Genomic DNA, 24,771 nt, shown 5'->3' on the forward strand with positions numbered 1-24,771 from the left:
GCCGGATAAGGCGTTCACGCCGCATCCGGCTATGATGCCTGATGCGACGCTGACGCGTCTTATCCGGCCTACGGTTGAGCGCCAGACATTATCCGGCCCCTCCAGCTTACTTCTTCGGTTGATCCTTCTTCGGCCAGTCGTCGTCATCGTCCCATTTATCGTTGAAATCACGATGCGGGGGAAGCTCCGGCTTGTTGGCGAGAAATTTCTTATGGTCGACGCGCTTGAGATCTTTGATAACATTCAGCAGGACGCCCACCAAAAAGACAATCACCAGAATCCACCAATATTTAGCCAGCCAGTCCATGCTTTTTTCCTCTTGCAGAACCACTCATCAGGCGACGAGCTGTTCCATGATACGTTGATACATACGGGCAAGTAGCTGCAGGTCGGCAGCGTTCACACATTCATTAATTTTATGAATAGTGGCATTGACCGGCCCAAGTTCCACCACCTGCGCCCCCATGCGGGCAATAAAGCGCCCGTCGGACGTTCCGCCTGTGGTCAGTAGCTGCGGTTTAATTTCATTATAGTGCTCAACCGCGTTGACGACCGCATCTACCAGTTTACCGCGCGCAGTCAAAAATGGCTGCCCGGAAAGCCACCAATCGACCGTATAACGCAGTTGATGTTTTTCAAGCAGGGTAAGCACCTGTGCTTTGATCATTTCATCAGTAAGTTCGGTGCTAAAGCGGAAGTTAAACTGTACAAACAGCTCACCCGGAATGACATTATTGCTGCCAGTACCCGCCTGAATATTGGCTATTTGCATACTGGTTGCCGGGAAAAATTCATTGCCCTGATCCCACTCGATAGCCACTAACTCATTGAGGAAAGGCGCTGCACGATGTACAGGGTTATCTGCAAGGTGTGGGTAGGCCACATGCCCTTGCACGCCATGAATAGTAAGGTTACAGGTCAACGATCCGCGACGGCCATTTTTCACTACATCACCGACCACTTCGATACTCGACGGTTCACCAACCAGGCAGTAATCCAGCCGTTCACGGCGTGCCATTAAGGTTTCGACCACTTTGACCGTGCCGTTGTGGGCGCTGGCTTCTTCGTCTGAGGTGATCAGAAACGCCAGTCGACCTTTATGGTTGGGATGTTGAGCGACAAAGCGTTCTGCTGCTACCACCATCGCCGCCAGCGACCCTTTCATATCTGCCGCGCCGCGCCCAAATAACATACCGTCGCGAATGGTCGGTTCAAATGGTGGATTGATCCAACGGTCGGCATCGCCAGGCGGTACAACGTCGGTATGTCCGGCAAAGGCTAACGTTTCTCCCTGTCCACGCCACGCCCAAAAATTCTGCGTATCCGCAAAGTCCATGCGTTCGATGGTAAAACCGATCGCCTGTAAACGTTCGGTAATGATTGCCTGACATCCTGCGTCATCAGGACTTAAGGATGGGCGGCGAATAAGCTGCTGTGTCAGCTCAATAACCGGACACGACATAGACTACACCTCATGGAAAAATTGCTGATAACTGGATTCACTGAAACCAAGCAGCATAGGCTTCCCTGGCGCGCAGAGCAATGGGCGTTTGATAATTGCAGGCATTTCAGTCATTAATGCCGCCGCAGAAGCCGCATCGGTGATTTTATTGCGCGTGGTTTCGTCCAGTTTACGCCAGGTAGTACCACGGGTGTTGAGTAACGCTTCCCAGCCTAATTCGTTGATAAAACCGTTCAATAATTCGCTGTCCAGCCCATCAACGCGATAATCATGAAAACGATAGTCGATGTTATTGGCTTCCAGCCAACGGCGAGCCTTTTTAATGGTGTCACAATTTTTAATGCCGTAAAGTGTAACCATAATGAATCCTTTTTCGATTTATAAGAATAAATACTCATTTAACGGTCAATACATTTCCCCGACAAATGAATACCAGGGAATATAACATTATTAAGGTGTTTCACTTAACAATTATTAAATAATTGTGAGCATTTTGAATGTAATTATTAAGAATATTCCCCTAGGTATCTGTATGTATTTCAAACAGAATTAAGCAAGTATTAGAATCCGTATGAATCTGTTGAAATGTTGCTTTGCATCACATAAAAATCCCTGTCTCAGGGCCATAGTATTTACATAGGTTTTGCCCCGGAGGTAGTAATCACTGCAATCGAATAAATTAGCTTCACCACGGTATATTGTTTCCGTAGAATACCCATAATTATAAGAGAGGTTGTTATGATTGAACGTGAACTGGGGAACTGGAAAGACTTTATCGAAGTTATGCTTCGCAAGTAATTACCAGGACAGAAGGTAAAATGAAAGAACCTGATGAACAGGTTCTTTATCAGAAAGTTGAAAAAGGCGACACGTTGGCATGTCGCCTTTTTTATTGCTTATTCCGGGCGTGGCTTCAGAGGGAAACGACGGCGTACCAGCACAAAGAACAGCGGCACGAAGTAAATCGCCAGAATGGTGGCGGAGATCATTCCCCCCATTACGCCAGTACCCACCGCATGTTGACCACCGGAACCGGCACCGCTGCTGATTGCCATCGGCAGTACGCCGAAGATAAACGCCAGCGAGGTCATCAGTATCGGGCGTAAACGCTGGCGGCAGGCATAAAGAGTCGCTTCAAACAGGTCGTGACCTTTTTGGTTCATCTCGTTAGCGAACTCGACAATGAGGATGGCGTTTTTCGCCGATAAACCAATGACCGTTAATAAACCCACCTGGAAGTAAACGTCGTTTTCCAGCCCACGCATCCAGGTTGCCAGCAGCGCGCCGATAACTCCCAGCGGTACAACCAGCATTACCGAGAACGGTACTGACCAACTTTCATAAAGTGCAGCCAGACACAGGAATACCACCAGCAATGAAATGGCATACAGCGCCGGAGCTTGCGCACCGGAAAGTCGTTCCTGGTACGACATCGCCGTCCACTCCAGTCCAAAGCCGTTCGGCAACTGCTTCACTAACGATTCCATAATATCCATCGCTGTACCCGTACTGACGCCCGGTGCGGCTTCCCCGACAATCTCTACCGCAGAATAGCCGTTATAGCGTTCCAGACGCGGCGAACCTGTCTCCCAGCGAGAGGTCGCGAAGGCAGAGAAGGGCACCATCCCACCGTCTTTGTTACGCACATACCACAGGTTGATATCATCCGGCAGCATCCGATACGGCGCGGCGGCCTGCACATAGACTTTCTTCACGCGACCGCGATCCATAAAGTCATTTACATAGCTTGAACCCCACGCGGTTTGCAGCGTGTCGTTAATATCGTCAATGGCAACGCCCAGCGCCTGAGCTTTACGTTGGTCGATATCAATCTGCAACTGCGGACTGTCATCAAGACCGTTATGGCGCACGCGGGTTAATTCCGGATTTTCCGCTGCCAGCGCCAGCAACTGGTTACGTGCAGCCATCAGCGCATCGTGACCCGCTCCGGCGTGATCCTGCAACTCCATATCAAAACCCGCAGAACTGCCAAGACCGCTAATTGCCGGCGGGCTGCTGGCGATAACGCGGGCTTCTTTAATCTTATTAAATTCTTTCGTTGCACGTTCGATAATGGCAAACGAAGTGCCGGTCTTACTGTCGCGCTCACTCCAGTCTTTCAGGCGGATAAACATACGCGCCACGTTTTGCCCGTTGCCGCCAGGGCCTGAACCGACCGTGGCAAATACCGACGTGATATTGTCTTTCTCATGAGTGAAGTAATACTTCTCGATCTGTTCCACCACTTTCAGCGTCTGTTGCTGGGTCGAACCGCTGGGTAGCTGCACCGACGTGGTGAACATGCCACGGTCTTCCAGTGGCAGGAATGACGTCGGCAGACGCAGGAACAGAAACACCATACCGCCTAACAGCAGGACGTAAATCAAAATCCAGCGCAGGCTGCGGTGGAGAATTTTCGCCACCCCTTTCTCGTAGCGTTCGGCGTTACGGTTGAACATCTGGTTAAACCAGGCAAAAAAGCCTTTCTGCCCGTGATGCTCACCTTTTTTCAGTGGCTTAAGTAGCGTGGCACACAGCGCCGGAGTGAGGATCATCGCCACCAGCACCGACAGCACCATCGCCGCAACAATGGTAATAGAGAACTGGCGATAGATAGCTCCGGTCGTGCCGCCAAAGAAGGCCATTGGCACAAATACCGCCGACAGCACCATCGCAATCCCGACCAGTGCCCCCTGGATCTGCCCCATCGATTTACGTGTAGCTTCGCGAGGAGTGAGTCCTTCCTCACTCATAATACGTTCGACGTTTTCCACTACCACGATGGCGTCATCCACCAGCAGACCGATCGCCAGCACCATCGCAAACATGGTTAAGGTGTTGACGCTGTAACCGAAGGCGTAAAGCACAGAGAAAGTGCCCATTAACACCACCGGCACGGCGATAGTTGGAATCAGCGTAGCGCGGAAGTTTTGCAGGAACAGATACATGACGAGGAAAACCAGCGCGATAGCTTCTAACAGGGTTTTCACCACGTCTTCAATGGAGGCTTTAACAAACGAGGTGGTTTCATACGCCACCTTATATTCCAGACCGGGAGGGAAGTATTGCGCCAGTTCGTCGAGCCGGTTCAGTACCAGCTTCGCCGTGGCCATTTCGTTCGCGCCGGAAGCCAGTTTTACTCCCAGACCGGAGGCAGGCTTACCATTAAAGCGGCTAAGATAATCGTATTTCTCCGCCCCCATTTCGACGGTGGCAACATCGCCCAGTTTCACTTCCGAACCATCCTGATTTACCCGCAAGGTGATATCGCGGAACTGTTCAGGCGTTTGCAACAGCGACTGGGCGTTAATGGTAGCGTTCAATGCTTGTTTATCGACAGAAGGTGTACCGCCAAGCTGTCCGACCGCAATCTGCGCGTTCTGTGACTCAATGGCGTCGGTTACATCTTTAGCCGTCATCTGGAAGCTGTTCAGTTTTGCCGGATCAAGCCAGATACGCATCGAGTACTGTGAACCATAGGCGTCGATATCACCAACGCCGTTAACGCGGCTTAACGGATCCTGAATATTACTGGCAACGTAATCGGCAATATCTTGTTTATCCATCGAACCATCGGTAGAGACGAAAGCAATGGTCAGGATGTTAGTATCGCCGGTTTTACGTACTGTCACGCCCTGGTTTTGTACCGCCTGTGGGAGTTTACGCATGGCCGATTGCAGCTGGTTTTGCACCTGTTGCACCGCCTCGTCCGGGTCGGTTCCGGCTTTAAAACTTAAGGTGACAGATGCCTGACCGGTGCCACTGCTTTGTGACGACATATACATCAGGTTATCGAGGCCAGTCATATTCTGCTCGATAACCTGGGTTACGGTGTTTTCCAGCGTCTGAGCCGAAGCGCCTGGATAGTTAGCGGTCACTCGCACGTTTGGCGGCGCGAGATCCGGGTATTGTTCAACGGGCAATGAGAAAATCGCCAGGGTTCCTGTCAGACACAACAGGATTGCCAGCACCCAGGCAAAAATGGGGCGATCAATAAAGAAATTCGCCATTAAAAGAGGACCTCGTGTTTCTGCGTATCGTTGTAGGCTTGACTTGCTTCACTGTAGCGGCAAGGTACGAGCCAATCGTGGAGAAAAAAAGGAGATAATGTAAATTATCATGCCCTTTTATACTGAACCTTAAGTGCCCGTATTCTTTGGTCAACAAGAGGTATTACATCAGTTGACTTTCCTCACCCGCCGCAGAGCGAAAGCTAATACTCACTAACGTGCCGCCGCCGGAAGGTTGCGAAAATGTCAGCGTTCCGCCCAGTCGTTCCGCGCGTTCGCGCATAATATTCAGACCATAATGGCCTTCAGGTTCTTTCGGTTCACCGATGCCAATCCCGTTGTCACGGATATAGACCGTGTGGTTGCCGTCCGGTGCGGTGACGCAGCTAACAGCGATTTCGCTGGCGTTGGCGTGCTTCATCGCATTCAGCACCGCTTCACGAATAATTTGCAACAGATGCACCTGCATTTGCGCATCCAGCGCCAGGGTTGGCAAGCGGCAGTCGAGGGTCAGTTTGGCGCTGGTTTGATTTTGTAATGTATCCAGCATTTCCCGCAGCGCGGAAGGGAGATCCGCCTGCTGCAGCGTGAGGCGGAAAGTGGTCAGCAGCTCGCGTAACTGCCGATACGCATCATTCAATGCCTGGGAAAAATCGGCCATGATACTTTGTGCGGTGGCGTTATCTTCCGGTATCGAACGCTTCAGTAACGTCAACTGGATACGCAAATAAGAAAGCACCTGAGCCAGCGAGTCGTGTAATTCGCGGGCGATGGTCGCGCGTTCCTCCATCAACAGCAATTGCTGAAAATGTTTCTGTGCCTGGTTAAAGTACAAACCGCGCCCCAGCATCGATGAAACGCTATTAAGCAGCGGTTCGGAGGCCGACACGTTGCTGTTTTGCCAGTGCAGCTCGCCGTAAACCGTCTCTTGCATGGTCACCGGTAAAATCTGCATCGGCAGTTGCGGGTTGGGCTTTCCTTCGCTAATCCGCCAGTTTTCACCGACATTTAACTCCAGATATTCAGCCGCTTCATTGTCGCGAACAATCTGCAAAATGTGGCGGAAACAATGCACATCAATCTGGCTGGTGTTCAGCGCCTGCGAACACTGATACAACACCTCCAGACGGCGCTTGGCCTCGTGGAGATCGCGGGTTTTTTCTTCTACTGACGCTTCCAGCGAACGGTACAATTTATGCAGTTCGCTCGACATCTGGTTAAAGGTTTTGGCCAGCAGTCCCAGCTCATTGGGCAGGCTGGTATCCAGCGGCGGTGAGTCGAACTGACCGTGTTCAATACGCTGACTGGCGGTAACCAGTTGATTCAGTGGGGCAACGACCTGATGGCGTATGCGGCGCAGAGTAAAAAAGACCAGCGTGAAAATACCGATGCCGCCAGCCAGCGAAATCGCCACCACCAGCAGCATTTTGCGTTCAGCGTAGTGCTGTAAAGCCAGCACGAACAGGTCTATCTGATTGACATAATTATCGATATTGGCCTGATACCACGGCAAATCCCCCTTGCTGAGCCGATTATTCATCTCCAGCCAGTTGGCATTCAGATGCGCATAGCGGGTTTTTACTGCCTCTGGCACATACCAGACGTTGAGATTGGTTAATACCGGTGAATGCAGTGCCTGCTGGAACAACTGGCGATGCGCATTGAGTTGTGGACTGCCACTTTGCAAGTCGTAGCCCAGGCGGTAACTCTGCATACGCAGCGATCCGGCAATATTGATCGCCTCAGCGTCGCGCAAACTGCTCGCCAGAGTTAGCAGAGCGATACCCGTGGAAAGAATCGACAGCAGCACAATGTAAAAAAAGGCCCTGGCCAGACTGGCCGAGACGGGTCGTTTAACAATCACACGCGTCTTCTCCACATAAAATCATTAATGTTCCAGGTTGTTGAAACGCAATTTAGTCAGTGATGGGATTATTTGATCTGCCACAGTTTATAGCGAAATAGTTACTTGTTCTGGGCACATGGACATTGCCGATTCCCCTGCAAGTCGGGTAATAACAACACTCATATAAAGAATAAGGTTTTTACAACCAAAAAAGAAGGTCGTTATGAATCGTTTTATTATGGCCAACAGTCAGCAATGTCTGGGTTGTCATGCTTGTGAAATTGCCTGTGTCATGGCTCACAATGATGAGCAACATGTCCTGAGCCAACACCATTTTCATCCCCGAATTACGGTTATCAAACATCAGCAGCAACGTAGTGCAGTGACCTGTCACCATTGCGAAGATGCGCCCTGTGCCCGTAGCTGCCCCAATGGCGCAATCAGCCATGTTGATGACAGCATTCAGGTCAATCAGCAAAAGTGTATTGGCTGTAAATCCTGTGTGGTAGCCTGTCCGTTTGGCACCATGCAGATTGCCCTGACACCCGTCACAGCGGGTAAAGTGAAAGCCACGGCACATAAATGCGACCTGTGCGCAGGGCGAGAAAACGGCCCCGCCTGTGTCGAAAACTGCCCGGCGGATGCGCTGCAACTGGTCACCGACGCCGCACTCTCCGGCATAGCGAAATCTCGCCGCTTGCGCACTGCACGTCAGGAACATCAACCGTGGCATACCAGTACAGCGGCACAAGAAATGCCGGTAATGAGTAAAGTCGAGCAAATGCAGGCAACGCCCGCGCGCGGCGAGCCGGATAAACTGGCAATTGAAGCGCGCAAAACCGGCTTTGATGAAATTTATCTGCCATTCCGCACCGACCAGGCACAACGGGAAGCCTCGCGCTGCCTGAAGTGCGGCGAGCATAGCGTCTGTGAATGGACCTGCCCGCTGCATAACCATATTCCGCAGTGGATTGAACTGGTGAAAGCCGGAAATATCGACGCCGCCGTCGAGCTTTCTCACCAGACCAACACCCTGCCAGAAATTACCGGACGCGTCTGTCCGCAAGATCGCTTGTGTGAAGGCGCCTGCACCATTCGCGATGAGCACGGCGCGGTGACTATCGGCAACATTGAACGCTACATTTCAGATCAGGCGTTGGCGAAAGGTTGGCGTCCTGACTTAAGCCATGTCACCAAAGTGGACAAGCGAGTGGCGATTATCGGTGCGGGGCCTGCGGGGCTGGCCTGTGCGGACGTCCTGACCCGCAGCGGCGTGGAGGTGACGGTATACGATCGCCATCCAGAAATCGGTGGTTTGCTCACCTTTGGCATTCCTTCTTTCAAATTGGATAAATCGCTGATGGCGCGCCGTCGGGAAATCTTCAGCGCAATGGGGATTCACTTCAAACTCAATTGTGAAGTGGGTAAAGATGTCTCTTTGGATTCGCTGCTCGAACAATACGACGCAGTCTTCGTTGGCGTCGGCACTTACCGTTCCATGAAAGCGGGCTTACCCAATGAAGATGCGCCGGGCGTTTATGACGCTCTGCCGTTCCTTATTGCCAACACCAAACAGGTGATGGGGCTTGAAGAGCTACCGGAAGAGCCGTTTATCAATACAGCCGGGCTAAATGTCGTTGTACTGGGCGGCGGCGACACCGCGATGGACTGTGTGCGCACCGCGCTGCGCCACGGCGCAAGTAACGTCACCTGCGCCTATCGTCGTGATGAAGCTAACATGCCCGGTTCGAAAAAAGAGGTGAAGAACGCCCGCGAAGAGGGGGCTAACTTCGAATTTAACGTCCAGCCAGTGGCGCTTGAATTGAATGAGCAAGGTCACGTCTGCGGGATTCGTTTCCTGCGCACGCGTCTTGGCGAGCCGGATGCCCAAGGGCGTCGGCGTCCGGTGCCGGTGGAAGGCAGTGAATTTGTCATGCCTGCCGACGCGGTGATTATGGCGTTTGGTTTTAATCCGCATGATATGCCGTGGCTTCAGTCACACGGTGTAACGGTGGATAAATGGGGGCGCATCGTGGCTGATGTTGAAAGTCAGTACCGTTACCAGACGACGAACCCGAAAATCTTCGCTGGTGGCGATGCCGTGCGCGGTGCGGATCTCGTGGTGACTGCAATGGCGGAAGGGCGCCATGCGGCGCAGGGAATTATTGACTGGCTGGGGATAAAATCAGTCAAATCTCACTAATTCCATCCGCAGACAAACCCGACTTCACAGCGTAAGATACTTGTTCATTTCGCGCTGTGGAGTCGGTATGACGCAACAAATCACCCTCATCAAAGACCAAATTCTCTCCGATAACTATTTCACCCTGCACAACATTACCTACGATCTCACCCGCAAAGATGGCGAAGTTATCCGCCATAAACGTGAAGTTTACGATCGCGGCAATGGCGCGACGATCCTCCTGTACAACGCGAAGAAAAAGACCGTAGTTCTGATTCGTCAGTTCCGCGTCGCGACCTGGGTTAATGGCAATGAAAGCGGGCAGTTGATTGAAACCTGTGCCGGGCTGCTGGACAACGACGAACCCGAAGTGTGCATTCGCAAAGAAGCGATTGAAGAGACGGGTTATGAGGTTGGCGAAGTACGCAAATTATTTGAACTGTATATGTCGCCTGGCGGTGTGACCGAGCTAATCCACTTTTTTATCGCCGAATACAGTGACAGTCAGCGTGCTAACGCGGGGGGCGGCGTCGAAGATGAAGATATTGAAGTGCTTGAGCTGCCGTTCAGCCAGGCGCTTGAGATGATTAATACCGGCGAGATACGTGACGGTAAGACGGTGTTATTGCTTAACTATTTACAAACGTCACATTTAATGGACTGAAAAATAACAATAATATTTCGTTGTTTATTATTGGCTCAATCCGATAAATCCGATTGAGCCGCGCTACCTGCGCAACGAAGATACGACTTGTGCTGTTTGTTTGAACTTCTGGGGTCGTACCGTCCATGCGCTATCGCATTTTCCTGCTCTTTTTTTTCGCTTTGTTGCCGACGTCTTTCGCGTGGGCAGCACCAGCGCAGCGGACGTTTTCCGACTGGCAGGTCACCTGTAACAACCAAAATTTCTGCGTAGCGCGCAACACTGGCAATCATAATGGACTGGTGATGACTCTCAGTCGCAGTGCCGGGGCGCATACCGATGCCGTTTTACGTATTGAGCGCGGCGGGTTGAAGTCGCCGGATGCGTCGGAAGAGGCGATAGCGCCACGACTGCTGTTAGATGGCGAGCCGCTGGCGTTAAGCGGGGACAAGTGGCGGATTTCGCCGTGGTTATTAGTGACCGATGATACGGCGACCATCACCGCGTTTTTGCAAATGATTCAGGAAGGGAAGGCAATTACCTTACGCGACGGCGATCAGACCATTTCTCTTAATGGATTAAAAGCGGCGTTGTTGTTTATTGATGCCCAGCAAAAGCGCGTTGGCAGTGAAACTGCGTGGATCAAGAAAGGAGACGAGCCGCCACTCAGCGTACCGCCCGCGCCTGCGCTGAAAGAGGTTGTGGTGGTTAACCCAACGCCGACGCCACTCTCACTCGAAGAACGCAACGATTTGCTGGATTATGGAAACTGGCGGATGAATGGTCTGCGCTGCTCGCTTGATCCATTGCGTCGTGAGGTGAATGTCACTGCGCTGACTGATGATAAAGCGCTGATGATGATTAGCTGTGAGGCAGGGGCCTATAACACCATTGATTTGGCATGGATTGTGTCGCGTAAAAAGCCGCTGGCCTCGCGTCCGGTACGGTTGCGTTTGCCGTTCAATAACGGTCAGGAGACGAATGAACTGGAACTGATGAACGCGACATTTGATGAAAAATCGCGTGAACTGGTGACGTTAGCGAAAGGCCGTGGATTAAGCGATTGTGGTATCCAGACGCGCTGGCGTTTTGACGGCCAGCGTTTTCGTCTGGTGCGTTACGCTGCCGAACCCACCTGCGATAACTGGCATGGGCCAGACGCCTGGCCCACGTTGTGGATCACCCGTTAAACAAAATGGCGGGGACATGTAGACAGGATAAGACGCTGTAGGCCGGATAAGACGCGTCAGCGTCGCATCCGGCAATCAGCATCAGGCGATCAGCATCCGGCACCTTTCACTCCCAGCACCTTATGCGCTTTTGCCACAATATTCTCGGCGGTAAAGCCAAAGAACGGGAACAGCTTATCCGCCGGAGCAGATTCCCCATAACCTGTCATCCCGACAATTGCCCCTTTCAGACCAACATACTTGTACCAGTAATCGGCGATGCCTGCTTCCACCGCCACGCGAGCCGCAACGTTAGAAGGCAACACCGACTCCCGATATTCCTCATCCTGGGCGTCGAAAATATCGGTCGAGGGCAGGGAAACCACGCGAACATTGCGACCTTCTCCTGCTAATTTCTCCGCCGCTTGCAGGGTGATTTCCATCTCTGAACCGGTAGCAATCAAAATAATATCTGGCTTACCGCCGCTGTCTTTCAGCACATAACCGCCACGAGCAATCTCTTTTACCTGATCCGGCGTACGTTCCACCTGGGCCAGGTTCTGCCTTGAGAGGATCAGTGCCGTCGGTCCGTTGTGGCGCTCAACCGCCAGCTTCCAGCCCACCGCTGCTTCCACCTGATCGCACGGTCGCCAGGTGCTGAAATTCGGGGTTAAGCGCAAACTGGCCAGTTGCTCAACCGCCTGGTGCGTCGGGCCATCTTCCCCCAGACCAATCGAGTCATGGGTATAAACCATAATCTGCCGCGCTTTCATCAGCGCCGCCATACGTGCGGCGTTGCGGGCGTATTCAACAAACATCAGGAACGTCGCGGTATACGGTACAAATCCACCGTGGTGCGCGATGCCGTTGGCGATGGCGGTCATACCAAATTCACGCACTCCGTAGTGAATATAATTCCCTGCCAGATCTTCCTTCAGCGACACCGAACCTTTCCAGATGGTTAAGTTACTGGGAGCCAGATCCGCCGAACCGCCGAGCAGTTCCGGCAGCATGGGGCCGTAAGCGTTAAGCGTATTTTGCGACGCCTTACGGGTAGCGATTTTCGCCGGATTCGCCTGCAACTCATTGATATATTTCTGCGTCGTTTTCTCCCAGTCCTTCGGCAAACCTCCGCTCATCCGGCGGGTAAACTCCTCTGCCAGTTGCGGATGGGCTTTTTTATAAGCTGCAAACTTTTCATTCCAGCTCTGCTGCGCTTTTTCGCCTTTTTCGCGGGCATCCCAGGCGTGATAAATCTCTTTAGGGATCTCAAATGGCGGATGGTGCCAGCCCAGTTTTTGCCGTGCCAGCGCCACTTCTTCTTCCCCCAGTGGTGCGCCGTGCGCCTCTTCCTTACCCGCTTTATTAGGCGAACCGAAGCCAATCACCGTGCGGCAGATAATCAACGACGGCTTATCTTTCACGCTTTGCGCTTCGAGAATCGCTTCTTTCACCGCCTGCGGATCGTGACCGTCGATTTCATGGACAACATGCCAGTGATAGGCTTCAAAACGTTTTGCCGTATCGTCGGTAAACCAGCCTTCGGTTTCACCGTCGATGGAAATACCGTTGTGATCGTAAAAACCAATCAGCTTGCCTAGCCCCAGCGTGCCCGCCAGCGAACAGACTTCGTGAGAAATACCTTCCATCAGGCAGCCGTCGCCCATAAACACATAAGTGAAGTGATCGACAATTTCATGATCCGGCTGGTTAAACTGCGCCGCCAGCGTACGTTCTGCTATCGCCAGTCCAACCGCGTTCGCCAGCCCTTGCCCCAGCGGCCCTGTGGTGGTTTCAACGCCTGGCGTATAGCCAAGCTCAGGGTGTCCTGGGGTTTTCGAATGCAACTGACGGAAGTTCTTCAGCTCTTCCAGCGGCAGGTCGTAACCGGTCAGATGCAGCAAACTGTAGAGCAGCATCGAGGCATGACCGTTGGAGAGAATAAAGCGGTCGCGATCATACCAGGTTGGATCGGTGGGGTTATGTTTAAGAAAATCGTTCCACAGCACTTCGGCAATATCGGCCATGCCCATCGGCGCGCCGGGATGACCAGAATTGGCTTTTTGCACCGCATCCATACTGAGCGCGCGAATCGCATTGGCAAGGTCTTTTCGGGACATATAACACTCCGTGGCTGGTTTATAGTTTGGCGGCAAGAAGATCTTCCAGTTTGCGTTGATCGACGGCGAACAGGCGGATGCCTTCAGACAGTTTTTCTACCGCCATCGCATCCTGATTGTGCTCCCAACGGAACTCCGCTTCGCTCATGGGGGCAGGGCGTGGGAACGTCTGAGAAGGCGGGATCAATTTGCGGACGACTGGCGAGACTTTTTCCTGCAACTCTTTCAGCAAGTTCGGCGCGATAGTCAGACGATCGCAACCGGTTAAAGCGAGGATTTGCTCGGTACGGCGGAAACTTGCGCCCATCACAATGGTTTCATAGCGGTGCTGCTTGAAATAGTCGTAGATATTACGCACCGACTTAACGCCCGGATCTTCTTCCACCACATACGGATCCAGCGGCTTGCGCGCCTGATACCAGTCATAAATACGCCCGACAAATGGCGAAATCAGAAAAACGCCCGCTTCTGCACAGGCGCGTGCCTGAGCAAAGGAAAACAGCAGCGTCAGATTGCAATTAATGCCTTCTTTTTCCAGCTCTTCTGCCGCGCGGATCCCTTCCCAGGTTGAAGCTAGCTTGATCAGAATGCGTGATTTCTCAACGCCCTGCTGCTGGTACAAATCCACCAGATGACGCGCTTTCTCAATACTCTTTTCTTTATCAAAAGAGAGGCGTGCGTCAACTTCTGTCGATACACGACCGGGTACGATTTTGAGAATTTCTGTACCGAAATTGACCGCCAGCTTATCGCAGGCAGCTACCACTTGTTGTTCCTGCGTTTGACCATTTTTTTTACCCCAGGCGATAGCATCGTCTATTAAATGCTCATATTGTGATAATCCGGCAGCCTTGAGTAATAGCGAAGGATTGGTGGTGGCATCCTGAGGATGATAATGGCGAATGGACTCAATATCGCCGCTGTCTGCCACGACAGTGGTGAATTGTTTAATGCCGTCTAACTCGTTCATAGGAAATACTCCTTGAAAAGTAAAGTGTTAGGTGAGTGCGTTAATTCACACTTCTGAGAAATTTTGCTAATCGCATCAAAAAAGCATAGCAGACAGGCATGGTATTGCCGGATTAAGCAGGTAACATCAGTGTTATAGGATTATTGCCAAAATATTATTTTTATGAGGAGAGTTTGGACTTGCTCAAAGTCTGAAAGCTCCGGCAAGGTAATAATGTGCGCCATGTTGTGGGCTGAGGCAGTTGCCCACGCATTTTTGTGAACGTTACGTGAAAGGAACAACCAAATGGATGACCAGTTAAAACAAAGTGCACTTGATTTCCATGAATTTCCAGTTCCAGGGAAAATCCAGGTTTCTCCCACTAAACCTCTGGCCACGCAGCGCGATCTGGCGCTGGCCTACTCACCTGGCGTCGCCGCGCCTTGTCTTGAAATCGAGAAAGATCCGTTAAAAGCCTACAAATATACTGCGCGCGGTAACCTGGTGGCGGTGATCTCCAACGGTACGGCGGTACTGGGGTTAGGCAACATTGGCGCGCTGGCAGGCAAACCAGTGATGGAAGGCAAGGGCGTTCTGTTTAAGAAATTCGCCGGGATTGATGTGTTTGACATTGAAGTTGATGAACTCGATCCGGACAAATTTATCGAAGTGGTCGCTGCGCTGGAACCGACCTTTGGCGGCATCAACCTCGAAGACATTAAAGCGCCAGAGTGCTTCTATATTGAGCAGAAACTGCGCCAGCGGATGAACATTCCGGTATTCCACGACGACCAGCACGGAACGGCAATCATCAGCACCGCCGCTATCCTTAACGGCTTGCGCGTGGTAGAGAAAAACATCTCCGACGTGCGGATGGTGGTTTCCGGCGCGGGGGCAGCCGCCATCGCCTGTATGAACCTGCTGGTGGCACTGGGGCTGCAAAAACATAACATCGTGGTTTGTGACTCGAAAGGCGTTATCTATCAGGGTCGAGAGCCGAACATGGCGGAAACCAAAGCCGCTTATGCGGTGGTGGATGACGGTAAACGTACTCTCGACGATGTAATTGAAGGCGCGGATATTTTCCTTGGCTGCTCCGGCCCGAAAGTGCTGACCCAGGAAATGGTGAAGAAAATGGCTCGCGCGCCGATGATCCTGGCGCTGGCGAATCCGGAACCGGAAATTCTGCCGCCGCTGGCGAAAGAAGTGCGTCCGGATGCCATCATCTGTACTGGTCGTTCTGACTATCCAAACCAGGTCAACAACGTGCTTTGCTTCCCGTTCATTTTCCGTGGCGCGCTGGACGTTGGTGCAACCGCTATTAATGAAGAGATGAAACTGGCGGCGGTACGTGCGATTGCTGAACTGGCTCATGCGGAACAGAGCGAAGTGGTTGCTTCTGCCTATGGCGATCAGGATCTGAGCTTTGGCCCGGAATACATCATTCCTAAACCGTTCGATCCGCGTCTGATCGTCAAGATCGCGCCAGCGGTGGCAAAAGCGGCAATGGAGTCCGGCGTGGCGACGCGTCCGATTGCTGATTTCGACGTCTACATCGACAAACTGACCGAGTTCGTTTACAAAACCAACCTGTTTATGAAGCCGATCTTCTCTCAGGCTCGCAAAGCGCCGAAGCGCGTGGTGCTGCCGGAAGGTGAAGAGGCGCGCGTTTTGCACGCGACTCAGGAACTGGTAACGCTGGGACTGGCGAAACCGATTCTTATTGGTCGTCCGAACGTGATCGAAATGCGTATTCAGAAACTGGGCTTGCAGATCAAAGCGGGCGTTGATTTTGAGATCGTCAATAACGAATCCGATCCGCGCTTTAAAGAGTACTGGAGCGAATACTTCCAGATCATGAAACGTCGCGGGGTCACCCAGGAACAGGCACAGCGTGCATTGATCGGCAATCCGACAGTGATCGGCGCGATTATGGTTCAGCGTGGCGAAGCCGATGCAATGATCTGCGGTACGGTGGGGGATTATCACGAACACTTTAGTGTGGTGAAAAATGTGTTTGGTTATCGCGATGGCGTTCACACCGCAGGCGCAATGAACGCGCTGCTGCTGCCGAGTGGTAACACCTTCATTGCTGACACCTACGTCAACGATGATCCAGACGCAGAAGGGCTGGCGGAGATCACGCTGATGGCGGCAGAAACTGTCCGTCGTTTCGGTATTGAGCCGCGTGTTGCCTTACTCTCGCACTCCAACTTTGGTTCTTCAAATTGCCCGTCGTCCAGCAAAATGCGTAAAGCCCTGGAACTGGTCAGGGAACGTGCGCCAGAACTGATGATTGATGGCGAAATGCACGGTGATGCGGCGCTGGTGGAAGCGATTCGCAACGATCGTATGCCGGACAGCTCTCTGAAAGGTTCCGCTAATATTCTGGTGATGCCGAATATGGAAGCCGCCCGCATTAGTTACAACTTACTACGCGTTTCCAGCTCGGAAGGTGTAACGGTTGGTCCGGTGCTGATGGGCGTGGCGAAACCGGTTCATGTATTAACGCCAATCGCATCGGTACGTCGTATCGTCAACATGGTGGCGCTGGCCGTGGTTGAAGCGCAAACCCAGCCGCTGTAATTCTTTCTTAACTCTTACGCTTACCCTGAATATTCAGGGTAAGCGGTTTATCGCAATATATCAGAAGGGATTATTACTTGTTTTTCGAATAATAAAGCGCGCCATATAAAAATAAATCAATATCAATTTAATTATATTCATGTGCTGTACATGAAAATTTATGCATTAGATAAAATATCTCTCCATTCTTAGTGATCTACCTCACCTTTTAAACTCCCTTGCCGAATTTTGTTATTTACTCTGACGAAAAATTGTCACGATAGCGCCAGATTTTTCACAGGCGGCGACTCATGGATAAAGAACGCATCATTCAGGAATTTGTGCCCGGTAAACAGGTCACGCTGGCGCATTTAATTGCGCATCCCGGTGAGGAACTGGCGAAGAAAATCGGTGTTCCCGATGCCGGCGCAATCGGCATTATGACGCTAACTCCCGGTGAAACAGCGATGATCGCCGGCGATTTAGCACTCAAAGCCGCCGATGTGCATATCGGTTTTCTTGACCGTTTTAGCGGCGCGCTGGTGATTTATGGCTCGGTGGGCGCGGTAGAAGAAGCGTTATCACAAACCGTCAGCGGTTTAGGGCGCTTATTAAATTATACGCTTTGTGAAATGACCAAAAGTTAATGCGAGGCATTCATGAAACGAATTGCGTTTGTGGGTGCTGTCGGAGCAGGAAAGACAACGTTATTTAATGCGTTGCAAGGGAATTATACCCTCGCGCGAAAAACGCAGGCTGTGGAATTTAATAATAAGGGTGATATTGATACGCCAGGTGAATATTTTAGCCATCCCCGCTGGTATCACGCCTTAATTACCACGCTACAGGATGTGGACATGCTGATATATGTCCACGGCGCGAATGACCCGGAAAGCCGATTACCTGCCGGGTTGCTGGATATTGGCGTCACTAAACGGCAAATCGCCGTCATCAGTAAAACGGACATGCCGGATGCTGACGTCGCCGCAACGCGACAGTTATTGCGCGAGACTGGCTTTGAAGAGCCGATTTTCGAGCTAAACAGCCACGACCCGCAAAGCGTGCAGCAACTGGTGGATTATCTGGCATCTCTCACCGAACAGGAGGAAGCAGGTGAAAAAACTCATCACAGCGAATGATATTCGTGAAGCCCATGCGCGCGGCGAACAGGCAATGTCCGTGGTTCTGCGCGCCAGCATTATCACCCCGGAAGCGCGAGAAGTGGCGGATCTGCTGGGGTTTACCATCACCGAATGCGATGAATCGACACCGGTAACGGCGTCCGTTCCTGCCAGCGCGCCTGCCGATAAAACCGAAAGTCAGCGCATTCGCGAAACCATCATCGCCCAACTGCCGGAAGGCCAGTTTACCGAAAGCCTGGTCGCGCAACTGATGGAAAAAGTGATGAAGGAAAAGCAGTCGCTGGAGCAGGGCGCAATGCAGTCGAGTTTTAAATCGGTGACCGGCAAAGGCGGCATCAAAGTTATCGATGGCGGCAGCGTGAAGTTTGGTCGTTTCGACGGCGCGGAGCCTCAATGCGTCGGGTTGACCGACCTGGTTACCGGAGATGACGGCAGCAGCATGGCTGCGGGTTTTATGCAGTGGGATAACGCCTTCTTCCCGTGGAAGCTGAACTACGACGAAATCGACATGGTACTGGAAGGTGAACTGCACGTTCGCCATGAAGGCGAAACCATGATCGCCAAAGCAGGCGATGTGATGTTTATCCCGAAGGGTTCCAGCATCGAATTTGGTACGACATCCAGCGTGAAGTTTCTGTATGTCGCCTGGCCGGCTAACTGGCAATCCCTATGAAAGATTTCATCACCGAAGCATGGCTAAGAGCGAACCATACGCTTAGCGAAGGCGCAGAGATCCATCTCCCTGCGCACAGTCGCCTGACGCCCTCTGCCCGGGAGTTACTGGAAAGCCGCCATCTGCGCATCAAGTTTATTGACGAGCAGGGCAGCCTGTTTGTTGACGATGAACAGCAGCAGCCGCAGCGCGTTCACGGGCTGACCAGTAGCGATGAATATCCGCAGGCGTGCTGCGAACTCTGCCACCAGCCGGTGGCGAAAAAGCCAGACACGCTGACTCATTTGTCGGCGGAAAAAATGGTCGCTAAAAGCGATCCGCGCCTGGGTTTTCGCGCTGTTCTCGACAGCACCATTGCGCTGACAGTGTGGCTGCAAATTGAACTGGCGGAACCGTGGCAGCCGTGGCTGGCGGACATCCGCTCGCGTCTTGGCAACATTATGCGTGCCGATGCGCTGGGAGAACCGCTGGGCTGCCAGGCGATTGTCGGGCTTTCAGACGAAGACCTGCATCGGCTTTCCCATCAGCCTCTGCGTTATCTCGATCACGATCATCTGGTGCCGGAAGCCAGCCACGGGCGCGATGCCGCGTTGCTCAATCTGCTACGCACCAAAGTGCGTGAAACCGAAACCGTAGCGGCGCAGGTGTTTATCACCCGCAGTTTTGAAGTATTACGCCCGGACATCTTGCAGGCGCTGAACCGCCTTTCCAGCACAGTTTACGTGATGATGATCCTGAGCGTGACGAAGCAGCCGCTAACGGTGAAGCAGATCCAACAACGACTGGGAGAGACGCCATGATAATTGAACGTTGTCGTGAACTGGCGTTGCGAGCGCCCGCCAGAGTGATTTTTCCGGATGCGTTAGATCAACGTGTGCTGAAAGCCGCGCAATATTTACATCAACAAGCTCTGGCAACGCCCATTCTGGTCGCCAATCCGTTTGAACTTCGCCAGTTTGCGCTCAGTCATGGTGTGGCGATGGACGGGCTACAGGTGATAGATCCACACAGCAATCTTGCGATGCGGGAAGAATTTGCCCACCGCTGGCTTGCTCGCGCAGGCGATAAAACGCCGCCGGACGTGCTGGATAAACTCACCGATCCGCTGATGTTTGCCGCCGCAATGGTCAGCGCCGGTAAAGCGAATGTTTGCATTGCGGGCAACCTCTCTTCCACGGCGAATGTGTTACGCGCCGGATTACGCATTATTGGTTTGCAGCCGGGCTGTAAAACGCTCTCCTCCATTTTCCTGATGCTGCCGCAGTACAGCGGCTCCGCGTTGGGCTTTGCCGATTGCAGCGTGGTGCCACAGCCGACGGCGGCGCAACTGGCGGATATCGCGCTTGCCAGCGCCGACACCTGGCGCGCCATCACCGGAGAAGAGCCGCGCGTAGCGATGCTGTCGTTTTCCAGCAACGGCAGCGCCCGTCACCCCTGCGTTGCTAACGTTCAGCAGGCGACCGAAATCGTCCGTGAACGCGCGCCACAGCTTGTGGTGGATGGAGAATTACAGTTTGACGCCGCCTTCGTGCCGGATGTCGCGGCGCAAAAAGCGCCTGCCAGCCCGCTACAAGGTAAGGCCAATGTGATGGTTTTTCCGTCGCTGGAAGCGGGCAATATTGGCTACAAAATCGCACAACGACTTGGCGGATATCGTGCCGTCGGACCGTTGATACAAGGGCTTGCCGCGCCGATGCACGATCTCTCTCGTGGCTGTAGCGTGCAGGAAATTATCGAACTGGCGCTGGTGGCAGCCGTACCGCGTCAGACAGAAGTGAACCGCGAAAGCAGTTTACAAACACTGGTTGAATGAACGGTCCCGTTCTGGACCCCTATAAAGAGGAAAACACAATGGAAGCATTAGGAATGATCGAAACCCGGGGCCTGGTTGCACTGATTGAGGCTTCTGACGCGATGGTAAAAGCTGCGCGCGTCAAACTGGTTGGTGTTAAGCAGATTGGCGGCGGCCTGTGTACTGCGATGGTTCGCGGTGATGTTGCTGCCTGTAAAGCGGCGACCGATGCCGGTGCCGCAGCGGCACAGCGTATTGGCGAGCTAGTATCTGTCCACGTTATTCCGCGTCCGCACGGCGACCTGGAAGAAGTGTTCCCGATCGGCTTGAAAGGCGACAGCAGTAACCTGTAATCACCCTGTGTGACGTCGATTCGGGCGTCACGCTCTCTCCTTTTTCTATTTACCTTCTGCGGAGGGTAGGGGGAGCTTTTACCTGAAATACGCCACGGAGGCGGGTATGAAACTGGCAGTCGTCACTGGACAAATTGTTTGTACCGTACGCCATCACGGACTGGCGCATGACAAATTGCTGATGGTGGAAATGATTGATTCACAGGGAAACCCTGACGGGCAGTGTGCCGTTGCCATCGACAACATTGGCGCAGGAACCGGGGAGTGGGTGTTGCTGGTGAGTGGCAGTTCCGCCCGCCAGGCGCATAAAAGCGAAACGTCACCGGTCGATCTGTGCGTGATTGGCATCGTCGATGAGGTGGTCTCTGGCGGTCAGGTAATTTTCCACAAATAAGGCAGAACATCATGAATCAACAGGATATTGAACAGGTGGTGAAAGCGGTACTGCTGAAAATGCAAAGCAGTGACATGCCGCCCGCCGTCGTTCATGAGATGGGCGTTTTCGCTTCCCTGGATGACGCCGTTGCGGCAGCCAAAATTGCTCAGCAAGGGTTAAAAAGCGTGGCAATGCGCCAGTTAGCTATTGCTGCCATTCGTGAAGCAGGCGAAAAACACGCCAGAGATTTAGCGGAACTTGCCGTCAGTGAAACCGGCATGGGGCGCGTCGAAGATAAATTTGCCAAAAACGTCGCTCAGGCGCGCGGTACGCCGGGCGTTGAGTGTCTCTCTGCGCAGGTGCTGACCGGCGACAACGGCCTGACCCTAATTGAAAACGCGCCCTGGGGCGTGGTGGCTTCGGTAACGCCTTCAACCAATCCGGCGGCAACCGTGATTAACAACGCCATCAGCCTGATTGCAGCGGGCAACAGCGTCATTTTTGCCCCGCATCCGGCGGCGAAAAAAGTCTCCCAGCGGGCGATTACGCTGCTCAACCAGGCGATTGTTGCCGCAGGCGGGCCGGAAAACTTACTGGTGACCGTGGCAAATCCGGATATCGAAACCGCGCAACGCTTGTTCAAGTTTCCGGGCATCGGCCTTTTGGTGGTGACCGGCGGCGAAGCAGTGGTGGAAGCGGCGCGTAAACACACCAATAAACGTCTGATAGCCGCAGGTGCAGGCAACCCGCCGGTAGTGGTGGATGAAACCGCCGACCTTGCCCGTGCCGCTCAGTCCATTGTCAAAGGCGCTTCTTTCGATAACAACATTATTTGTGCCGATGAAAAGGTACTGATTGTCGTCGATAGCGTAGCCGATGAACTGATGCGTCTGATGCAAGGCCAGAACGCGGTGAAACTGACCGCAGAGCAGACGCAGCAGCTACAACCAGTGTTGCTGAAAAATATCGACGAACGCGGAAAGGGCACAGTCAGCCGCGACTGGGTAGGTCGCGATGCGGAGAAAATCGCGGCGGCAATCGGCCTGAACGTGCCGCAAGAAACACGATTGCTGTTTGTGGAAACCACCGCAGAACATCCGTTTGCCGTGACCGAACTGATGATGCCGGTACTGCCGGTGGTGCGCGTCGCCAATGTGGCGGATGCCATTGCGCTGGCGGTGAAACTGGAAGGCGGTTGCCACCATACGGCGGCAATGCACTCGCGCAATATCGAAAACATGAACCAGATGGCGAACGCCATTGATACCAGCATTTTCGTTAAGAACGGACCGTGCATTGCCGGGCTGGGTCTGGGCGGGGAAGGCTGGACCACCATGACTATCACCACGCCAACCGGTGAAGGGGTAACCAGCGCACGGACGTTTGTCCGTCTGCGTCGCTGTGTATTAGTCGATGCGTTTCGCATTGTTTAAGGAGTAACCGATGGCGCACGACGAACAATGGCTCACCCCGCGTCTGCAAACGGCGGCAACGCTGTGTAACCAGACGCCTGGCGCGACGGAGTCTCCGCTGTGGCTGGGGGTGGATCTGGGCACCTGCGATGTGGTGTCGATGGTTGTCGACCGCGAAGGTCAGCCGGTGGCGGTATGCCTCGACTGGGCCGATGTGGTCCGCGACGGCATCGTCTGGGATTTCTTCGGCGCAGTCACCATTGTTCGTCGCCATCTCGACACCCTTGAGCAGCAATTCGGTCGCCGTTTTAGCCATGCGGCGACGTCATTTCCCCCAGGTACGGATGCGCGTATTTCCATCAACGTACTGGAATCTGCCGGACTGGAAGTCAGCCATGTTCTGGATGAACCAACCGCAGTCGCGGATCTACTGCAACTGGATAACGCAGGCGTAGTGGATATTGGCGGCGGCACCACCGGTATTGCCATCGTGAAACAGGGCAAAGTGACCTACTCGGCGGATGAAGCCACCGGCGGACATCACATTTCTCTGACGCTCGCCGGAAATCGTCGTATTCCGCTGGAAGAGGCTGAGCAGTACAAGCGCGGTCACGGTGAAGAGATTTGGCCAGTGGTGAAACCGGTGTACGAAAAAATGGCGGACATTGTCGCACGGCATATCGCAGGGCAGGGCATTACTGATTTATGGCTGGCAGGCGGCTCCTGTATGCAACCGGGCGTGGCGGAGCTGTTTCGCAAACAATTCCCGACATTACAGGTGCATTTACCGCAGCACAGTCTGTTTATGACCCCGCTGGCGATTGCCAGTAGCGGGCGAGAGAAAGCGGAGGGGATCTATGCAAAATGAATTGCAGACCGCGCTCTTTCAGGCATTCGATGCCCTGAATCTGCAACGGGTAAAAACATTTAGCGTTCCACCGGTGACGCTTTGCGGCTCTGGTGCGGTGAGCAGTTGCGGACAGCAGGCGCAAACGCGCGGGTTGAAACATCTGTTCGTGATGGCAGACAGCTTTTTGCATCAGGCGGAGATGACCGCCGGGCTTATGCGTAGCCTGGCGGTAAAAGGTATCGCCATGACGCTATGGCCATGTCCGGTGGGCGAACCGTGCATTACCGACGTGTGTGCGGCTGTGGCGCAACTGCGTGAATCGGGTTGCGATGGGGTGATTGCGTTTGGCGGTGGATCGGTGCTGGATGCGGCGAAAGCCGTGGCGTTGCTGGTGACGAACCCCGATAGCACGCTGGCAGAAATGTCAGAAACCCGCGTTCTGCAACCGCGCCTGCCACTGATTGCCGTTCCAACTACCGCCGGAACCGGCTCTGAAACCACTAACGTAACGGTGATTATCGACGCTGTGAGCGGGCGCAAGCAGGTGTTAGCACATGCCTCGCTGATGCCGGATGTGGCGATTCTCGATGCCGCGCTGACCGAAGGCGTGCCGTCGCATGTCACGGCGATGACCGGCATCGATGCGTTAACCCATGCCATTGAAGCGTATAGCGCACTGAACGCCACACCGTTTACCGACAGTCTGGCGATTGGCGCCATTGCGATGATTGGTAAATCGCTGCCGAAAGCGGTGGGCTACGGGCACGACCTTGCCGCGCGCGAAAGTATGTTGCTCGCATCATGCATGGCGGGAATGGCGTTTTCCAGTGCGGGGCTTGGGTTATGCCACGCGATGGCGCATCAGCCGGGCGCGGCGCTGCATATTCCGCACGGTCTGGTGAATGCCATGCTGCTGCCAACGGTGATGGAGTTTAACCGGATGGTATGCCGCGAACGTTTTAGCCAGGTAGGCAGGGCGCTGCGAACTAAAAAATCCGACGAGCGTGATGCTATTAACGCGGTTAGTGAGCTGATTGCGGAAGTTGGGATTGGTAAACGACTGGGCGATGTTGGTGCGACATCTGCGCATTACGGCGCATGGGCGCAGGCCGCGCTGGAAGATATTTGTCTGCGCAGTAATCCGCGTACCGCCAGCCTGGAACAGATTGTCGGCCTGTACGCAGCAGCACAATAAATGCCGGATGCGACGCTTGCCGCGTCTTATCC

The 24,771-nt window shown here is 53.3% G+C and carries 22 protein-coding genes; 15 read left to right on the top strand and 7 right to left on the bottom strand.

Features of this window, described 5'->3' with window-relative positions; genetic code table 11:
- Nucleotides 1–106: 106 nt before the first annotated feature.
- Genes EQY_RS0112220 through EQY_RS0112230 form a run of 3 tightly spaced genes read right to left on the bottom strand, consistent with a single transcriptional unit; the run spans nucleotide 107 to nucleotide 1,822 of the window.
- Nucleotides 107–307, bottom strand: coding sequence for a YpfN family protein (locus EQY_RS0112220; protein ID WP_000383836.1), 201 nt, complete (start codon nucleotides 305–307; stop codon nucleotides 107–109).
- Nucleotides 308–334: 27 nt separating this feature from the next.
- Entirely contained in the window at nucleotides 335–1,462 is a 1,128-nt protein-coding gene (dapE, locus tag EQY_RS0112225; RefSeq protein ID WP_001277782.1) for a succinyl-diaminopimelate desuccinylase, read from the bottom strand.
- Nucleotides 1,463–1,465: 3 nt separating this feature from the next.
- The gene (locus tag EQY_RS0112230; RefSeq protein ID WP_000258248.1) at nucleotides 1,466–1,822 is read right to left on the bottom strand and encodes an ArsC family reductase; all 357 of its coding nucleotides are present in this window, start codon (nucleotides 1,820–1,822) and stop codon (nucleotides 1,466–1,468) included.
- 378 nt (nucleotides 1,823–2,200) lie between these two features.
- On the opposite strand from EQY_RS0112230, the gene ypfM reads away from it, so the two are divergent.
- Nucleotides 2,201–2,260 carry a protein YpfM gene (gene ypfM / locus EQY_RS25655; protein ID WP_001386977.1) on the top strand — a complete coding sequence of 20 codons (60 nt, stop codon included), beginning with the start codon at nucleotides 2,201–2,203 and terminating at the stop codon, nucleotides 2,258–2,260.
- Nucleotides 2,261–2,358: 98 nt separating this feature from the next.
- Here ypfM and acrD read toward each other — a convergent pair whose 3' ends face one another.
- Together acrD and narQ are read right to left on the bottom strand one after the other, a co-directional pair.
- Nucleotides 2,359–5,472: a multidrug efflux RND transporter permease AcrD gene (acrD, locus tag EQY_RS0112240; protein WP_001263108.1), complete on the bottom strand. Its 3,114-nt coding sequence runs from the start codon at nucleotides 5,470–5,472 to the stop codon at nucleotides 2,359–2,361.
- 163 nt (nucleotides 5,473–5,635) lie between these two features.
- Nucleotides 5,636–7,336, bottom strand: a complete 1,701-nt coding sequence (gene narQ / locus EQY_RS0112245) for a nitrate/nitrite two-component system sensor histidine kinase NarQ (protein WP_024212552.1) — start codon at nucleotides 7,334–7,336, stop codon at nucleotides 5,636–5,638.
- Nucleotides 7,337–7,541: 205 nt separating this feature from the next.
- Between narQ and aegA the strand changes: the two genes are divergently transcribed.
- The 3 genes from aegA (at nucleotide 7,542) to EQY_RS0112260 (ending at nucleotide 11,333) form a co-directional block, all read left to right on the top strand.
- Nucleotides 7,542–9,521: a formate-dependent uric acid utilization protein AegA gene (gene aegA, locus EQY_RS0112250; protein WP_001078831.1), complete on the top strand. Its 1,980-nt coding sequence runs from the start codon at nucleotides 7,542–7,544 to the stop codon at nucleotides 9,519–9,521.
- Between the two features lie 67 nt (nucleotides 9,522–9,588).
- A complete protein-coding gene (gene nudK, locus EQY_RS0112255; RefSeq protein WP_010344584.1) occupies nucleotides 9,589–10,164 on the top strand; it encodes a GDP-mannose pyrophosphatase NudK in 576 nt (191 codons plus the stop codon).
- A gap of 125 nt (nucleotides 10,165–10,289) precedes the next feature.
- Nucleotides 10,290–11,333 (top strand): DUF1176 domain-containing protein, encoded by a 1,044-nt coding sequence (locus tag EQY_RS0112260; RefSeq protein ID WP_001270499.1) that lies wholly within the window; start codon nucleotides 10,290–10,292, stop codon nucleotides 11,331–11,333.
- An 89-nt stretch (nucleotides 11,334–11,422) separates the two neighbouring features.
- On the opposite strand, the gene tkt is transcribed toward EQY_RS0112260, so the two are convergent.
- Both tkt and tal read right to left on the bottom strand, forming a co-directional pair.
- Nucleotides 11,423–13,432 (bottom strand): transketolase, encoded by a 2,010-nt coding sequence (tkt, locus tag EQY_RS0112265; RefSeq protein WP_000087340.1) that lies wholly within the window; start codon nucleotides 13,430–13,432, stop codon nucleotides 11,423–11,425.
- Between the two features lie 19 nt (nucleotides 13,433–13,451).
- Nucleotides 13,452–14,402, bottom strand: coding sequence for a transaldolase (gene tal / locus EQY_RS0112270; RefSeq protein WP_001003728.1), 951 nt, complete (start codon nucleotides 14,400–14,402; stop codon nucleotides 13,452–13,454).
- A 285-nt stretch (nucleotides 14,403–14,687) separates the two neighbouring features.
- Between tal and maeB the strand changes: the two genes are divergently transcribed.
- From maeB to eutG, 11 genes are all read left to right on the top strand, one after another.
- Nucleotides 14,688–16,967: an NADP-dependent oxaloacetate-decarboxylating malate dehydrogenase gene (maeB, locus tag EQY_RS0112275; protein WP_000342666.1), complete on the top strand. Its 2,280-nt coding sequence runs from the start codon at nucleotides 14,688–14,690 to the stop codon at nucleotides 16,965–16,967.
- A 290-nt stretch (nucleotides 16,968–17,257) separates the two neighbouring features.
- Nucleotides 17,258–17,593 carry an ethanolamine utilization microcompartment protein EutS gene (gene eutS, locus EQY_RS0112280; protein WP_000356956.1) on the top strand — a complete coding sequence of 112 codons (336 nt, stop codon included), beginning with the start codon at nucleotides 17,258–17,260 and terminating at the stop codon, nucleotides 17,591–17,593.
- Nucleotides 17,594–17,605: 12 nt separating this feature from the next.
- The gene (gene eutP, locus EQY_RS0112285) at nucleotides 17,606–18,085 is read left to right on the top strand and encodes an ethanolamine utilization acetate kinase EutP (protein ID WP_000820746.1); all 480 of its coding nucleotides are present in this window, start codon (nucleotides 17,606–17,608) and stop codon (nucleotides 18,083–18,085) included.
- Nucleotides 18,060–18,761, top strand: coding sequence for an ethanolamine utilization acetate kinase EutQ (eutQ, locus tag EQY_RS0112290; RefSeq protein WP_000733924.1), 702 nt, complete (start codon nucleotides 18,060–18,062; stop codon nucleotides 18,759–18,761). The genes eutP and eutQ overlap by 26 nt, the downstream gene beginning before the upstream one ends.
- Nucleotides 18,758–19,561 (top strand): ethanolamine utilization cob(I)yrinic acid a,c-diamide adenosyltransferase EutT, encoded by an 804-nt coding sequence (gene eutT / locus EQY_RS0112295; protein ID WP_000651317.1) that lies wholly within the window; start codon nucleotides 18,758–18,760, stop codon nucleotides 19,559–19,561. Before eutQ ends, eutT begins: the two co-directional genes overlap by 4 nt.
- Nucleotides 19,558–20,574, top strand: a complete 1,017-nt coding sequence (pta, locus tag EQY_RS0112300) for a phosphate acetyltransferase (protein ID WP_000582949.1) — start codon at nucleotides 19,558–19,560, stop codon at nucleotides 20,572–20,574. Before eutT ends, pta begins: the two co-directional genes overlap by 4 nt.
- A 38-nt stretch (nucleotides 20,575–20,612) precedes the next feature.
- Nucleotides 20,613–20,906, top strand: a complete 294-nt coding sequence (eutM, locus tag EQY_RS0112305; RefSeq protein WP_000387713.1) for an ethanolamine utilization microcompartment protein EutM — start codon at nucleotides 20,613–20,615, stop codon at nucleotides 20,904–20,906.
- A 106-nt stretch (nucleotides 20,907–21,012) separates the two neighbouring features.
- Nucleotides 21,013–21,300: an ethanolamine utilization microcompartment protein EutN gene (gene eutN / locus EQY_RS0112310; protein WP_000762200.1), complete on the top strand. Its 288-nt coding sequence runs from the start codon at nucleotides 21,013–21,015 to the stop codon at nucleotides 21,298–21,300.
- 11 nt (nucleotides 21,301–21,311) lie between these two features.
- Nucleotides 21,312–22,715 carry an aldehyde dehydrogenase family protein gene (locus EQY_RS0112315; protein WP_001075655.1) on the top strand — a complete coding sequence of 468 codons (1,404 nt, stop codon included), beginning with the start codon at nucleotides 21,312–21,314 and terminating at the stop codon, nucleotides 22,713–22,715.
- Nucleotides 22,716–22,725: 10 nt separating this feature from the next.
- A complete protein-coding gene (eutJ, locus tag EQY_RS0112320; protein WP_000929746.1) occupies nucleotides 22,726–23,562 on the top strand; it encodes an ethanolamine utilization protein EutJ in 837 nt (278 codons plus the stop codon).
- Nucleotides 23,552–24,739 (top strand): ethanolamine utilization ethanol dehydrogenase EutG, encoded by a 1,188-nt coding sequence (eutG, locus tag EQY_RS0112325; protein WP_001178768.1) that lies wholly within the window; start codon nucleotides 23,552–23,554, stop codon nucleotides 24,737–24,739. Before eutJ ends, eutG begins: the two co-directional genes overlap by 11 nt.
- The last annotated feature ends 32 nt before the right edge of the window (nucleotides 24,740–24,771 follow it).

The organism is Escherichia sp. TW14182, assembly GCF_000208525.1.
Taxonomy (GTDB): Bacteria; Pseudomonadota; Gammaproteobacteria; order Enterobacterales; family Enterobacteriaceae; genus Escherichia; species Escherichia ruysiae.

Coding starts and splice junctions, on each gene's coding strand:
- EQY_RS0112220 (WP_000383836.1), bottom strand. CDS start 307: ATGGACTGGCTGGCTAAATATTGGTGGATTCTGGTGATTGTCTTTTTG.
- dapE (WP_001277782.1), bottom strand. CDS start 1,462: ATGTCGTGTCCGGTTATTGAGCTGACACAGCAGCTTATTCGCCGCCCA.
- EQY_RS0112230 (WP_000258248.1), bottom strand. CDS start 1,822: ATGGTTACACTTTACGGCATTAAAAATTGTGACACCATTAAAAAGGCT.
- acrD (WP_001263108.1), bottom strand. CDS start 5,472: ATGGCGAATTTCTTTATTGATCGCCCCATTTTTGCCTGGGTGCTGGCA.
- aegA (WP_001078831.1), top strand. CDS start 7,542: ATGAATCGTTTTATTATGGCCAACAGTCAGCAATGTCTGGGTTGTCAT.
- nudK (WP_010344584.1), top strand. CDS start 9,589: ATGACGCAACAAATCACCCTCATCAAAGACCAAATTCTCTCCGATAAC.
- EQY_RS0112260 (WP_001270499.1), top strand. CDS start 10,290: ATGCGCTATCGCATTTTCCTGCTCTTTTTTTTCGCTTTGTTGCCGACG.
- tkt (WP_000087340.1), bottom strand. CDS start 13,432: ATGTCCCGAAAAGACCTTGCCAATGCGATTCGCGCGCTCAGTATGGAT.
- tal (WP_001003728.1), bottom strand. CDS start 14,402: ATGAACGAGTTAGACGGCATTAAACAATTCACCACTGTCGTGGCAGAC.
- maeB (WP_000342666.1), top strand. CDS start 14,688: ATGGATGACCAGTTAAAACAAAGTGCACTTGATTTCCATGAATTTCCA.
- eutS (WP_000356956.1), top strand. CDS start 17,258: ATGGATAAAGAACGCATCATTCAGGAATTTGTGCCCGGTAAACAGGTC.
- eutP (WP_000820746.1), top strand. CDS start 17,606: ATGAAACGAATTGCGTTTGTGGGTGCTGTCGGAGCAGGAAAGACAACG.
- eutT (WP_000651317.1), top strand. CDS start 18,758: ATGAAAGATTTCATCACCGAAGCATGGCTAAGAGCGAACCATACGCTT.
- pta (WP_000582949.1), top strand. CDS start 19,558: ATGATAATTGAACGTTGTCGTGAACTGGCGTTGCGAGCGCCCGCCAGA.
- eutM (WP_000387713.1), top strand. CDS start 20,613: ATGGAAGCATTAGGAATGATCGAAACCCGGGGCCTGGTTGCACTGATT.
- eutN (WP_000762200.1), top strand. CDS start 21,013: ATGAAACTGGCAGTCGTCACTGGACAAATTGTTTGTACCGTACGCCAT.
- EQY_RS0112315 (WP_001075655.1), top strand. CDS start 21,312: ATGAATCAACAGGATATTGAACAGGTGGTGAAAGCGGTACTGCTGAAA.
- eutJ (WP_000929746.1), top strand. CDS start 22,726: ATGGCGCACGACGAACAATGGCTCACCCCGCGTCTGCAAACGGCGGCA.
- eutG (WP_001178768.1), top strand. CDS start 23,552: ATGCAAAATGAATTGCAGACCGCGCTCTTTCAGGCATTCGATGCCCTG.